Raw genomic sequence first — 13,596 nt, forward strand, 5'->3', positions numbered from 1 at the left:
CTTACGGCACGAGAATGGCGCGGCCGCGGACCCGGCCGGCGTCGAGGTCCTGCAGGGCGTCGACCGCCGCGTCCAGCGGGTAGGCCCGGGTGTGCAGCGTCACCCGGCCCGACTGCGCCAGCACCATGAGCTCGGCGAGGTCGTTGTAGGTGCCGACGATGTTTCCCACTATGTTGCGCTCGGTCGAGATGATGTCGAGCGTCGGCACCTGCAGCGTCCCGCCGTAGCCGATGACGAAGTAGGAGCCGGCCCGCCCGGTCATCGCGAAGCCGTCGTGCTCCGCGCCCTCCTCGGCGACGAAGTCGAGCACGACGTCGGCGCCCCGGCCGCCGGTCAGATCGAGCACGGCCTGGACGTGGCTGCCGTCAGCGACGACGGTGTCCCCGGCACCGATCTGCTCGGCGAGCTTGAGCGCGTCCGGATTGCGGTCGACGACGACGATCCGGGTGGCCGTCAGGGCCGCCAGGCACTGCACGCCGATGTGGCCGAGGCCGCCGGCGCCGATGACCACACACGTGGTGCCGGGGTAGAGCAGCGGGACCGCCTTGTGCACGGCGTGGTAGGCGGTGATGCCGGCATCGGCCAGCGCGGCCACGTCGCTGGGCTGCGTGGCGGGGTCGAGCTTCACGCAGGCGCGCTCGGAGGTCAGCAACAGCTCGGCCATGCCGCCGTCGGTGGACAGGCCCGGGAAGGAGCTCGCGGTGCAGTGCATGTCGTCGCCGGCCCGGCAGGCGCGGCACAGCCCGCAGGTCGGCGTCGGGTGCAGGATCACGGTGTCGCCGACGGCGACGCTGCTGACCGCCGAGCCGACCGCGTGCACCCAGCCGGCGTTCTCGTGGCCCAGGGTGTACGGCAGCGGCACGCCCATCGCCGCGGCCCACTGCCCGTCGACGATGTGCAGGTCGGTCCGGCACACGCCGGCGCCGCCCACCTTCACGACCACGTCGAACGGACCCGTGACGGTCGGTTCCGGCACCTCTTCGACCACGGGCAGCTCGTGGTAGGCATGCAGCCGTACAGCCTTCATGACTCGTCCTCCGCTTCTGGGTCGATCGGGTAGCGGTGCCGCAGCATGCCGCGGCAGATGCCGGTGTTCGCCTCCAGGCTGGTGCGGGTCAGCCGGGCCCGGCGCAGGTGCAGCGGCACCGCGGCGGCCTCGACCCCGGTGCCGGAGCCGGGGTCGACGACGAGCGGCGCCCCGTCGCCGGCCGGCAGCCCGAGGTCCGCCCGGCGGCGGCGCAGCCGGGCCAGGGCCGGGGTGTCCGGCACCTCGCCGAGCGTCGTCGCGGCCAGGTCGTCCGGTGTCGCGCCCGCCGCAACGAGCGGCCGGCACACCTGGTCGGTGCCGGCCAGCACGGCCTTGCGCAGGAAGTCGGCGCGCAGCGCATCGAGCTCGCCCGCCGCTTCCGCGCCGAACGACCCGACGAACCCGGCGCGGGCGGCCACCCCCTGGTTGATCGCCACCGCCGCGAAGTGCTCGTCGAGGATCACGTCCGCGCGACGCACCCCGTCGAGCGCGGACACCGCGTCGTAGGCATCGGCGACCATGAGGTAGGCGAAGTTCGGCGCGCAGAAGTACGTCGGCAGGCGCAGGTGCACCTCCGCGCGCCCGTCGCTGTCCACCGTGCACGAGGCGACGAACCCGAGCACCGTGATCGGCTCGTCGAGCTCCGGGTCGCGCACCCCGCCGAGCGCGGCGAGGATGCGCGACCGCAGCGTTCCCGCGGTGGTGACCGTCATGCCGGCGCGGCCGCGGGTGAGTCCGCCGAGACGCCGACGGCGTCGTCGCGGGCGCCGGGGGTGCCCTGCCCGGCGTCGAGCCGGAACTGCGCGGGTACCTCGATGCCGTAGAGCCTGGCCGCGTTGAGCCCGAGGATCTTCTTCTTCGTCGCCGTGGTGACCCGCGGGTAGTCGGAGAACTCGTCGTCCGGGTAGTCCCAGTCCACGAAGCCCTCGATCTGCCACTTCGGCTCCCAGATGCCGTAGTCGCTGCCGAAGGTCATCTTGTCCTCGCCGACCCAGAACAGCAGCTCGCCCATGACCTTGGCGAAGAAGCGTGGGCGGGCGTGCATGAGACCGCCGATGACGACCGACAGCCCGGCGTACACGTTGGGCTCCTGCGTCGCCATGAAGCAGAAATCCTCGATGCGGGGCAGGCCGACGTGCTCGACGATGAAGTTCAGCCCGGGGAAGTCGGTCGCGGCCCGGTCGACGTCGGAGACGTCGAACGCGTCCTTGTCCAGCGGCCAGATCGTCGGGCCCTTGTGCACGTGGATGTTGACGATCCCCAGCTCCTGGCAGGCCTCCAGGTAGCGGTACGCGGCCGGGTCGCGCAGCGTCCAGCCGCGGGATCCGTCGCGCCACTCGGCGGTGTAGAGCTTGACGCCCTTGCTGCCGTAGCGCTCGACGTTGCGGGCCAGTTCCTTCAGCCCGTCCTCGCCCTCGCGGGGGTCCCACCGGGTGTTGGCGATGAACCGTCCGGGGTGTCTCTCGCCCAGCGCGGCGTTGCGTTCGGTGGTGTTGAAGCCCTCGCGGTACCACTCCTTGAGGTATGTCGGCTGGAAGATCGCGACGTCGACGTGTCCGTCCTCGAACACGTCGCGCATGAGGTCTGCCTCGGAGTACTTCTGGAACTTCTCGATCGGCCAGTGCGTCTCGGCCGGCCCGAGGGACTGGTAGGCGTGGAAGCACTCGATCCAGCCCTTGGCGTACTGCTCGGCGCCCGCCACCCAGTTGTCCGGCGCGGCGTTCCAGTAATGCATGTGGCTGTCGACGATGAAGTACCGCTCGCCGTCCTTCTCGTACACGGCGGTTACCTCGATCCTCCGGCGGTGAGGTCGAAACCGATGTACTCGGCGGCGTCCTCGGGGTTGGCGAACATGATGGTGCGGTCGTCCTCGTGGATCATCCGGCCGTAGTGGGTCGACATGCTCTCCTCGAACTCGGCCGCGTCGAAGTAGCCGGGCTCCTCGCCGAGCGCCTCGGAGACCTCGTCGTAGACGACGTCCATGCGGTTGAGCGCGTCGACCCGGATCATCGAGGGCAGCGGCGTCACCCGCACATTCGGCCGGTTCGCCATGACCTGCGCCACGACCACGCCGACCTGGTTGTTCATCAGCGTGAAGCCGCACATGTTGGAAGCCGTGCTGTCGGACCGGAACGGGCTCGCGGCCGTCTTGAACTGCGTCACTGGGCCAGCTCCTTCGGGGTGTCGAGGCCGAGGTCGGCCACGATGCCGGTGAACCGGGATTTGGCGGTCTCCAGCGCGTCCTCGAACCGCAGCGGCTTGGCGTCCGGCTGCGACCACAGCGGCTGCAGCGCCCGCGCCGCGGCGATGGACCGCGGCACCCAGTCCGTCATCCAGCCCTGCATGATCGCCTTGTTGTGCTCGGCGAACTCGCGGTCGGCGGTGAGAAGTTCGAACATCGCACGCGTGTAGCGCAGGTCGCGCTCGGAGAAGTCGTACTCCTCCGCACCGACGATCGTCGGGGTCACGAAGTCGCCGTTGCGCGGCGCCGCCTGCTGCACGAGGTGGCTGCGGAACAGCTCGCCGACGAGCGGTTCGAAGACCACGTTGGCCGCGAAGATCGCCTCGCACCAGTCGTCGATCGCGGTCAGCTGCTCGGCGGTCTCCCGCACGCCCTGCCACGCCGGATCCCCGTCCCAGGCGTCCAGGTGCGCCCGGCCGTCGAACCCGTCGATCTCCTCGCTCAGCGTCAGCCCGTAGAGCGCCAGGTCCTGCGCGGCCCGGATGCGGTGCATGCTGTTGACCGAGATCGCGTTGTTGTGCATGTTGGTGGGAGCGCGCCGGTTGGCGTTGGCGAACAGGTACAGCCCGAGTCCGTGGTCGACGTGCATCCAGGCGAAGACGTGCCGCTCGACGAAGCGCACCCAGTTGGGGTTCCACTGCGCGAACGCGCCGGAGTGCCGGGCCGCCTCGACGTTCTGCGTGACCTGCCGCACGACGTTGGAGTTGTAGCGGTACAGCGACAGCTCCCACTCCTCGTTGGGGTCGCGGAACTCGTGCCAGCCGTGCGCGGGCCAGTCGTAGCCCTTGCCGCCGGACCCGGGCCCGCGCGCCGGCTCCGGCCGGTCCGAGCCCCACGCCTTCAACGCGGTCCAGTCCAGCGGGTAGCCGCCGCGACCGTCGGAGAAGCCGTACAGCCAGCCCTGCGACAGGTAGTGCCGCGGGTCCGGCTGGACCTCGACCGTCACGTCCTCGTAGTGGGACTGCTTGCGTTTCTGCGGGACGTAGTAGTTGAACCGGCGCGCATTGGAGTCCGGGAACTCCTTGGCGCCGGCCTCGGCGTCGGTGAAGACGGGCTTGGGAACGCTGCGTTCCGTCGCGATCGTCATCAGTCCTCCCCACCAGTCGTGGTGAACTTGTCGTAGTAGATGTGCTTCGCCGGCACCCCGAGCGACTCGAGCACCGGCATCGCCGCCTCGACCATCGGCGGCGGACCACAGACGTAGGCGTCCGCGTTGCGCAGATCGGTCTCGAACCGCCTGAGCACGTCGGTGACGAAGCCGACCTCGCCGTCCCACTCGTCCTCCGACAGCGCCGGCACGAATGCGAAGTCCGGCAGCCGCGCCACGAGCGCCCCGATCTCGTCGAGGAAGCACAGGTCGGCGCGGGTCCGGGCACCGTAGTAGAAGGTGCCCTTGCGCCGGATGCCGCGCTCGGCCATCGAGCGCAACACGGCCAGGATCGGCGCGAGCCCGGCACCGCCGCCGACGAGCACGACGTCGCGGTCCGGGGCATCGCGGAGGGTGAACACCCCGTAGGGCCCGGTCAGTTCGAGCCGGTCGCCGACCGCGAGCCGGCCGTCGAGGAACGAGGAGAACACCCCGCCCGGGTACACCTTGATCACGAACTCGAGCGGGCCCGCGGTGTTGGCCATCGAGAAGGAGCGGGTCACGTCCGTGCCCGGCACCGCGATGTCCATGTACTGGCCCGGGAAGAACATGATCTCGGCCGGTTCGATCAGCCGCAGGACCAGGTGCCGCAGGTCGTGCGTCACCGGGGTGATCGACACGACCTCGGCCACCGCCTGCTGGATCGGCAGGCCGGAGCGGATCATCTCCTCGTCGAAGTTGAGCAGCTCGATCGTGACGTCCTCGTACACGTGGGCGCGGCACAGCAGCGTGAAGCCCTCCTCGCGCTCGTAGTCGGGCAGGGCGAACGTCGAGTACCGGTCGAGCTCGATGTCGTCGCCGTCGAGCACGAACGACTTGCAGGCGGCGCACTGGCCCTCCTTGCAGCCGTGCATGAGCATCAGCCCCTGCTCGAAAGCCGAGCGCAGGACCGTCTGCTCCTCGGGCACCTCGATCTCGATGCCGACCGGCTCGAACCGGACCCGGTGCTTGTCGCCCATCGCCGCCGCTCAGTCCTGGGGACGGAACGGGCGCCCGGCCGGGCCGCCACGGATGTAGTCGGCGTGGAACTTCGCGCGCTCCTCGTCGGTCATCTGGTTGAGCAGCACGTTCGGGCTCTGCAGCGGGTCCATCCGGCGCAGGTGGTCCAGCGTCCACATCTTCGACGGGTCGAGGTCCAGATGCGGCTGGGCCACGAGCGTCTTGCCGTCGTCGCGCACGAAGCCCATGTCGGTCACGACGTCGGCCCAGTTCCAGCCGTGGTAGAGCGTCTCCCACTCGCGGGAGCCGATCAGCTGGCCCATGTTCGGCGTCTCGCGGCCCTGGTACGTCGGGCGGAACGCCACCGTGTCGGTCCAGCGGCAGGCCTCGTGGCAGTACGTGCGCCACTGCCCGTCGACCTCGGCCATGACCATGTCCTCGCGGACCAGGCACGGCACCATGCAGACCCAGCAGCGGTGCGGGTACTGGTAGTCGACGTCCTCGGCCACGATCGGGTGGTGCCCGTTGGGCCGCGACAGGCGGTTGTACTGCTCCCACCACTTGCCGTAGCGGTTGTACCAGCCCGGGTACTTGCTCTCGAACCACTCGAAGTCGGTGTCGGTCATCGGGTCGATCCGCCAGTAGTTGGCCAGCCAGCCGGTGGCGAAGAACTGGGCGACCTCGTGCACGTAGCCCTTGTTCCAGATCTGGTTCCACGCCTCCTCGATCAGGTCGTGCGGGATGACCAGCCCGTACTTCTCCAGCGGCACGAGGTAGCTGCGGTAGTAGTCGTCGTAGATCCAGCGGCGCCACATCTCGGCGTAGGACTCGCGGTCCTTGCGGCGGTCCTTCGTGCCGTACTCGATGAAGGTGCCGATGGCCGCGTCGACCACCCGGTGGTTGTTCCACCAGGCGTAGCGCAGGTCGCGCTCGAGCAGCTGGTGGTTGGACTCGTCGGACAGCGCCATGAGCAGCGTGGCGTAGCCGTTGCTGATGTGCCGCGACTCGTCGGACTGCACCGAGTGGAAGACCGTCGGCAGCAGGTAGTCGCCGTTGGCCGCGGCCTCGGCCGGCATGGCGACGAACAGGGTGTTGGTGAAGGCCGTCTCGGCCACGATCGTCAGGTAGATGCTCGCCGCGGTGATCGCGTCGCCGGTGATGAAGCCCTCGGCGAACTGCCGGCCGATCGTGCCGCAGTAGTCGTTCTGGAAGTTGCGCAGGCTGCTGTTGAAACCGGCCGGGTCGATGTAGTTGTTCATGTACAGGCGCTTGAGGTTCTGCTGGATCGTCGAGTGCCGGACCTCGTCGATCATCTGGATCGCCTGGCCGTTGTGCAGCTCCGGGTTGGGCACCGTGCGGAACAGCAGCGGCATGGCGCGGGCGGCGGAGATCTCGGGCAACGGGATGATCGACAGGAACAGCTTCTGCCACTCCAGCCAGCGCTCCTGCACCTGGCGGAACATGTTGCCGCGGATCGCGCCGTCCGAAGCGCCGTACACCCGGTGGTCCTTCTCCTCCTGCATCGGGAAGTACGAGCGCAGCACCTGCTTGAGCGGGTCCTTCTTCTGCGCCTTGCGGAAGGTGTAGTCGGTCCCGTAGTGCGAGACCGGCTGGTGGTACATCGGCTCCCAGGACAGCTCCTGGATCTTCTGATGAGCCTTGGCCACACTCTGCCGACTCATGGGTCACTCCTCACCGTTGACTCGTCCTGCCCCAGGGATGCAACCCCACCGGCGGCGTCACGGCGGTCTCACAATGAGTCAGCCTCGCCGAACATCGCCTGGCGGATCTCGCCGAGCTCCCGGCGCACCTGCTCACCGGCCCGCCGATCGCCCTCGATCGCCGGCGCGATGCCGAGCGCGCGCAGCAGGTCGGCCGCCGGCGCGCCGGGGTCGGCGGCGCCGAGCGTCGGATGCAGGCCCTGCGCGGCCAAGTGGTGGAAGACGATGTTGACCACGGTCCAAGGGTTGAACGACTCGTCCATCCGCCCAGCCCACACCCGGGCGAGCGCGATGGGGTCTCAACATGAGACGGTCCGGGGCGGCGGGGCGCGTACGGTGTAGCAAGGACGAAACCTGAGCCCGGTCCGGACACCCCCGAACCGGCCCCGGGCTCCAGCGGACAAGGGGGTCCGCCCATGCCGCCTGGTTCGGCGCGTACGGACGACTCCGCCGACAACCCGAAGCTCGCCAAGACCAGGGAACAGTTCCTGACCGCCGAGACCGTCGACACCAACCAGGTGCGCGACGCGATCCTCGCGTCCTGGTGGCGCTCCCGGCACTGGAACGTGGCCGCCGACCGGGTCGACCTGCGCTACATGCGGGATCCGGACCTTGACACCCCGCTGTCGCGCAGCGCCCTGCCGGTGCTGCGCCACCTGCGCGAGGACCTCGACGGCCAGCCGATCAGCATCATCCTGACCGACCAGACCGGGCTCGTCCTGGCCCGCCTCGACGCCGGCAGCGCTCTGGACGGGCACCTCGACCGGGTCCGTCTCGCGCCCGGGTTCAGCTACGCGGAGAAGTACGTCGGCACGAACGGCATCGGCACGGCCCTGGAGGGTGGCCGGCCGATGCACGTCTTCGGCCACGAGCACTATGCCGAGCACCTCGAGGACCTGGCCTGCGCCGGTGTGCCGATCCACCACCCGATCTCCGGCAAGACCGTCGGCGCCGTCGATCTGACCTGCTGGCGGCGGGACGCGGACCCGCTGCTGCTCACGCTGGCCAAGACCACCGCCGGACAGATCCAGCAGGCGCTGCTCAACGACAGCGGCATCCGGGAACTGGAGCTGCTGCAGGAGTACCTGCGCACCTGCCGGCGCACGGCCGGCATCGTCTTCGCGCTCAACAACGACGTCGTGATGATGAACGAACACGCCCGGCAGGCCCTGGACCCGGCCGAGCAGTCGAGCCTGCTGGCGCAGGCGGCCGAGGTGCTCGCGGGCCGCACCCCGGCCGCCTCGGTCGTCGTCGAGCTGCCGAGCGGCCGGCACGCGCGGATGTACTGCCGCCCGGTGCGCGGCGCGGGCCGGCTCGCGGGCGGAGTCGTGCACGTCAAGATCACCGAGCGCGCGCTACCCGCGGCGGCCGAGCCGGCCCCGTTGCCGCGCATGTTCCTGCCGGGTCTGGTCGGCGCGGGCGCGCTGTGGCTGCGCGGCTGCCACCAGGTGCAGACGGTCCACGAGGCCGGCGACTGGCTGGCCCTGGAGGGCGAGCCCGGCACCGGCAAGCTGTCGGTGATCCGCGCGCTGCACCAGCAGCGCCGCCCGGGCGCCCACTTCGCCGTGCTCGACGCGGCCGACGCCGCCCGCCGCGGCTGGCTCGCCGACGCCCGCCGCGAGCTGCTGCCCACCCCGGACCCGGCGCCCGGCGCCGCCATCGTCCTGACCCACGTCGACCGGCTCAGTCCCAGCCGGCGGCGCGGCGTCGCCCGGCTGCTGGAGGAGGCGCGGGCGGCCGAGGCGCGGCCGTGGGTCGCGGTCACGCTGGGCCCGCGGCACAACGGCGACGAGCTCGCCGGCCTGCTGCGCTTCTTCCCGAGCACGGTCGAGCTGCCGCCGCTGCGCCACCACGTCCAGGACGTCCAGGCGCTGGTGCCGTTCATCCTGTCCCGGCTCGCCCCCGACGGCCGGCTGACCTGCTCGCCCGAGGCGATGCAGCTGCTGGTCCGCTCGAGTTGGCCGGGGAACATCGAGCAGCTCTGGCAGGTGCTGCGCCGGATCGTCCAGCGCCGGCGCAGCGGCGCGATCCTGCCCGACGACCTGCCGCCGGAGTGCCGCACCGTGAGCCGCCGCCTGCTCAGCCCGCTCGAGGCGATGGAGCGCGACGCGATCGTCCAGAGCCTCGTCGACTGGGAAGGCAACAAGATCAAAGCCGCCGAGTCGCTCGGCATGTCCCGAGCGACGATCTACCGGAAGATCCACGAGTACGGCATCGTCTCGCCCGGCTGAACTGCGCCCCCCGGCGGTATTGCACGCAGGCGAACCGATCGGATCGGATCGTTTGTACGGGCAGGACTGCGGGTACGACGCCGAACATGACTGAGTCAGAGGCCACCAATGTGGACGACCCGATCCAGCGGGCGGATGAGGAATTCGAGCAGCTCAAGAAGGAGTCGGAGGAGCGCGCCGACCGCACCGCACAGGTCGAGCGGGAACTCGACGGCGACGAGGACCTCCCGGATCGGGATTGACCCGCAGGGAGCCGGACCGGCTGACCTGTCCGCGGCATGAGCGTAACTTCGCCACGTGAAGGACGACATCACGCTGCGGCTCGATCGAGCGACCGCTGAGGACCTGTACGCGACGTTGTACCAGGTCGGAGAACACATCGCGGCCGGTGCCGCCATCACTCCGCCGACCGCTGAAGAGGTCGAGCGGCTCGGAAGCCTTTTGCAGGATCTCGGCCACCGCCTCGGCCGGACCTGTTCGCCGTACTGCGACCATCTCGTCTGACCAGAACCAACCGCGCGAAACTCGCGGCAAATCCGTGAGGTTGCCTGGGCTTGCCATTCCTGTGTCGGCGGTCAGCGCGGTGCTCGTCGGTGGTCGTACGATCTGTCTCCATGGGATGCCGGGGGGTGCTTTTCGCGCTGACCGAGTCGCGGGACGAGGCTCTTGTCGCCACGCGTGACGATGTTGAGGTCCGTGCCTTCGTCGCCGATGTCGAGGGCGCGTGGGACGAGGACTGGTTGTGTGAGGTGGACAAGGCCTGGGATGCGATGCACCGCTGCCTCACCGATGGCACGCTGCGGCTTGGCCGGCATGGTGGCGGGCCGCTGGAGTTGGCGGTGCTCGGTGGAGGGCAGCACTACGAGGGCGGGGAGTACATCGTGGCGCACATCCTTGCTGACCAGGTCCCCGCAGTCGCCGAGGCGCTGGACTCGGTTGACGAGGCGTGGCTGCGCGAGCGCTACGACCTGATCGATCCGGACGACTACCAAGGCGCCCTTGAGGACGAGGACTTCGAGTACACCTGGCATTACCTGCAAGATGTGCGGAACTTCTACAAGCGAGCCGCAGCCGTAGGACGCTCAGTGATCTTCACCGTCGATCAGTAAGTCCAACCGGCGCCACGCTGCACGGCCCGGAGTGCCGGGTCCACGACCGGGACTCACCGGTTCGCATGGTGCATTGTCCGCTCCACCAAGGGCGCCTTCCCGCTCGAGGTTTTGTAAACCTTGCCGCTGGATGTTGACCCGGTGCGGTGGGCGTTGTGAAGGTACAACGATGCTGACCCGTCGATCTTTGCTCGCCGCTTTCGGGGCCGCCGGGGGTGCGATCGCGCTGCCCGCGCTGGGCCTGCCCGCCGGGGCCGCGGTCGTGGACCCGGTCGCGGACGAGTACCGGCGCCTGCTGCTCGTGCACACCCGCTGGGTGCAGCAGCAGTGGGACCCGGCGATCGGGGCGTACCGCGCCGCCGACTTCCGGTTCGCCGCCGTGCTCGGCAACGCGGTGCTGCTGACGACCGACGGATATGACGCCGCGCTGGCCGGTGTCGACGCGGCGACGCTGCAGGCCCGGACCGTGGCCACGATCAGCCGGTTCGCCGCCTCGAACCGGCTTGCGGGCGGCAGCGAGTGGGGGCGCCAGCTGTTCTGGGACTCGACGTTCGAGTTGTACTTCGTCCTGGCGGCGCGGCTGCTGTGGACGAGCCTGGACGCGGCCACCCGGGCGGACGTGGACGCGATCGCGCGCGGGCAGGCCGCGTACGCGTACGGGCTGGGCACCGGGAACGACCCGCTCAGCGGCTCCTGGACGCCGAACGGCAGCACCGGCGGGTACCTCGGCGACACCAAGCTCGAGGAGATGGGCGTCTACGCCCAGGCCCTCGCGCCGGGACTGGCGTGGGCGCCGGACGGGGACGCCGAGGCGGCGCGCTGGCGGGAGCGGTTCGTGTTCTGGGCGGCGAACGCCAGCGGGCTGCCCGCCGCCGACCGGGCCAACCCGGCCGTGATCGACGGCCGGGCGGTCAGCGCGTGGAACGTGGCACGCAATCTGCACGACACGTTCATCGTGGAGAACCACGGGTCGGCGAACCCGCACTATCAGGCCGAGCTGTGGCGGACCGCGGGCCGGGCGGCCGCGCACTTCCTCGCCGCCGGCCGTCCGCTGCCACAGGTGCTGACGGGCCAGCCGAACGGCCGGGAGCTGTGGGCCACGCTGCAGCTGCTCGCCAGCGACGCCGGCGAACCGGTGATGCCGATGGTGTCCGACCGCTACCACCTGTACGGCCGCGACGTGCTGCCGCTGGCGTTCCTCGCCCAGGTGCAGGGTGACCCGCACGCCGCCCGCGCCGAGGCGGACCTGGCCGCGCGCCTGATGCCCTACCTGCAGTACGCGCCGGAGAACCGGCTCACCAAGTTCAGCGGTGAGGAGAAGTACGAGCCGGAGGCCCGCGCCGAGCTTGCCATCGCGTACCTGTTCCACCGCTGGCGGGCCACCCCGGTGCAGCCGGTGACCAGCGCCGAGTTCTACGCGGCCGCCGCCGGGGCCCGGGACTTCGGCCCGGTCGTCGGGCTGACCGCGCACCAGAGCGCCGCCGGCTTCGCGGCCGCGGTCACCAAGGCCGGCCAGGTCAAGTTCCTTTGGCAGCCCGGCCACGACAACTGGCTGGTCGACACCCGGGCGCCCGCGTTCCTGCCGGTCCAGACGGCCGCGCCGGCGCGACAGTGGACGGGCGCCTTCACGGCCGCCCGCGACGGCGTCGACGCGACCGCGACCGTCCTGCAGACCGCCGCCGGGTGGGCCGGCTACGCCACCCTGCCGACCGGGACCGTCGTCTACGCCGGCCCCGGCCCGTCGACGCTGACGCTGTTCAACCTGACCATGCCCGGGGTTCCCGGCCTGGACGGCAACCGGTCCTTCACCGGCCCGTCCGGCACGGTCACGCCCCAGACCGGGGTCGGTGACGGCGGCACCGATCGGTTGACGTTTCCCGCTCGCTCCGCCCGGCACGTGCGGTTCCTCGGCCGGAGCGCGGCCACGCAGTACGGCTACTCGATGTACGCGTTCGAGGCGGTCGACACCGCCGGGACGGACCGTGCGCGTGGCCGTACCGTCACCGTGTCATCGGCGGACCCGGCGTATCCGGCCGCGAACGCCGTCGACGGCAACGCCGCCACCCGCTGGGCCGTCGCCCGGGAGGAGCGCGGCCGGGCCGACAGCTGGCTCGCGGTCGACCTCGGCGCCACCGTCCAGCTCACCGGCGTGACGATTACCTGGGAGGTCGCGTACGCCACCGCGTACCTCGTGCAGACCTCGACGGACGGCAGCACCTGGACCACCGCCGCGGCCGCCCCCGGTACGGTCACGCTGGGCACGTGGGCCGGGATCGACGGCCGCGCCGGGATCGTGGCGCACGGCGGCACCGGCCCGGTCACCGCCTCGCCGACCCTCGTCACCGTCCCGGCCGCGACGCTGATCGAGGGCTACGCCGGCGCCGGCACCGACCTGGCCGCGGCCGCCGCGCGACGGCTGCCCACCGGTGGCCCCGCGACGCTGCGGCTCAGCGACGCCGACGGGTACCTGACGCTGCTCAACCTGTCCACGACCGCGGTCAGCGGCGCGGTGCTCGCGCTGCCGCGCGGCGACCGGCTGTACCGCGGCCTGGGCGTCGCCCGCGCCGACGGCGGCCTGGACCTGACCGCTTCCGTGCCCGCCGGGGCCGGCGCCGTGCTGCCCGCCCGGTTCACCGTGACCGGGACGGCGCCGGCCGGAACCCGGTTCAACGTCGCGGACTCGCACCACCTCACCGTCACCGCACCGGCCGGCGCCGCCGTCAACGTCCGGCTCGCCGCCGGGGCCTGGTCCACGCAGGCCCAGGTGCCGGCCGGCGCCACCCGCTCCTACACCGCGACGACCGGCGGCCCGGTCACCCCGTCCACCGACCTGGCCCGCGGCCGTACCACCTTCCCCACCTCGCCGCTGCCGGCCGGGATGGGCGAACCCTCCCGCGCCGTCGACGGCGACCCCGCCACCTCCTGGCGGCCGGGTCCCGGCGGCCGGATGGTCGTCGACCTCGGTACGGCCCGCACCGTAGCCGCGGTCTCGCTCACCTGGACCGCCGGCACCCGCCCCGACGCCCGCATCGACACGTCCACCGACGGGTCCGCCTACACCCCGTTCAGCGCCGGAGCATCAGCCCGGTACGTCGCCGTGACCGTGCCCGCGTGGCGCACCGGCGACCCCGACCTGGTCGACCTGGCGGTGGTCTGAGCGACTTCAACGCGCGCCCTGAC

General features: G+C 71.0%; 13 protein-coding genes. 5 read left to right on the forward strand and 8 right to left on the reverse strand.

Features of this window, described 5'->3' with window-relative positions; all coding sequences use genetic code 11:
* Position 1 precedes the first annotated feature (1 nt).
* From ACQP00_RS18990 to ACQP00_RS19025, 8 genes are all read right to left on the reverse strand, one after another.
* Positions 2–1,027 (reverse strand): NAD(P)-dependent alcohol dehydrogenase, encoded by a 1,026-nt coding sequence (locus tag ACQP00_RS18990; RefSeq protein WP_433220868.1) that lies wholly within the window; start codon positions 1,025–1,027, stop codon positions 2–4.
* Positions 1,024–1,740, reverse strand: a complete 717-nt coding sequence (locus ACQP00_RS18995; protein ID WP_433220870.1) for an iron-sulfur cluster assembly protein — start codon at positions 1,738–1,740, stop codon at positions 1,024–1,026. Before ACQP00_RS18995 ends, ACQP00_RS18990 begins: the two co-directional genes overlap by 4 nt.
* Positions 1,737–2,807 carry an amidohydrolase family protein gene (locus ACQP00_RS19000; RefSeq protein WP_433220872.1) on the reverse strand — a complete coding sequence of 357 codons (1,071 nt, stop codon included), beginning with the start codon at positions 2,805–2,807 and terminating at the stop codon, positions 1,737–1,739. Before ACQP00_RS19000 ends, ACQP00_RS18995 begins: the two co-directional genes overlap by 4 nt.
* Before the next feature lie 5 nt (positions 2,808–2,812).
* Complete coding sequence (gene mimD / locus ACQP00_RS19005) at positions 2,813–3,190, reverse strand: propane 2-monooxygenase effector subunit MimD (protein ID WP_433220874.1); 378 nt, start codon at positions 3,188–3,190, stop codon at positions 2,813–2,815.
* Positions 3,187–4,356: a toluene hydroxylase gene (locus ACQP00_RS19010; protein ID WP_433220876.1), complete on the reverse strand. Its 1,170-nt coding sequence runs from the start codon at positions 4,354–4,356 to the stop codon at positions 3,187–3,189. Before ACQP00_RS19010 ends, mimD begins: the two co-directional genes overlap by 4 nt.
* The gene (locus ACQP00_RS19015) at positions 4,356–5,375 is read right to left on the reverse strand and encodes an FAD-binding oxidoreductase (protein WP_433220878.1); all 1,020 of its coding nucleotides are present in this window, start codon (positions 5,373–5,375) and stop codon (positions 4,356–4,358) included. Before ACQP00_RS19015 ends, ACQP00_RS19010 begins: the two co-directional genes overlap by 1 nt.
* A 9-nt stretch (positions 5,376–5,384) precedes the next feature.
* The gene (locus tag ACQP00_RS19020) at positions 5,385–7,037 is read right to left on the reverse strand and encodes a methane monooxygenase (protein WP_433220880.1); all 1,653 of its coding nucleotides are present in this window, start codon (positions 7,035–7,037) and stop codon (positions 5,385–5,387) included.
* Positions 7,038–7,105: 68 nt separating this feature from the next.
* The gene (locus tag ACQP00_RS19025; RefSeq protein ID WP_433220882.1) at positions 7,106–7,339 is read right to left on the reverse strand and encodes a hypothetical protein; all 234 of its coding nucleotides are present in this window, start codon (positions 7,337–7,339) and stop codon (positions 7,106–7,108) included.
* 153 nt (positions 7,340–7,492) lie between these two features.
* Here ACQP00_RS19025 and ACQP00_RS19030 point away from each other — a divergent pair, with 153 nt between their 5' ends.
* From ACQP00_RS19030 to ACQP00_RS19050, 5 genes are all read left to right on the forward strand, one after another.
* Positions 7,493–9,307, forward strand: coding sequence for a sigma-54-dependent Fis family transcriptional regulator (locus ACQP00_RS19030; protein WP_433220884.1), 1,815 nt, complete (start codon positions 7,493–7,495; stop codon positions 9,305–9,307).
* A gap of 86 nt (positions 9,308–9,393) precedes the next feature.
* A complete protein-coding gene (locus tag ACQP00_RS19035; protein ID WP_433220886.1) occupies positions 9,394–9,549 on the forward strand; it encodes a hypothetical protein in 156 nt (51 codons plus the stop codon).
* 55 nt (positions 9,550–9,604) lie between these two features.
* A complete protein-coding gene (locus tag ACQP00_RS19040; protein ID WP_433220888.1) occupies positions 9,605–9,811 on the forward strand; it encodes a hypothetical protein in 207 nt (68 codons plus the stop codon).
* Positions 9,812–9,936: 125 nt separating this feature from the next.
* Entirely contained in the window at positions 9,937–10,416 is a 480-nt protein-coding gene (locus tag ACQP00_RS19045) for a YfbM family protein (protein WP_433220890.1), read from the forward strand.
* Between the two features lie 169 nt (positions 10,417–10,585).
* Positions 10,586–13,573: a discoidin domain-containing protein gene (locus ACQP00_RS19050; protein WP_433220892.1), complete on the forward strand. Its 2,988-nt coding sequence runs from the start codon at positions 10,586–10,588 to the stop codon at positions 13,571–13,573.
* Positions 13,574–13,596 lie beyond the last annotated feature (23 nt).

It is taken from the genome of Dactylosporangium sp. CS-047395 (assembly GCF_050942185.1).
Taxonomy (GTDB): Bacteria; Actinomycetota; Actinomycetes; order Mycobacteriales; family Micromonosporaceae; genus Dactylosporangium.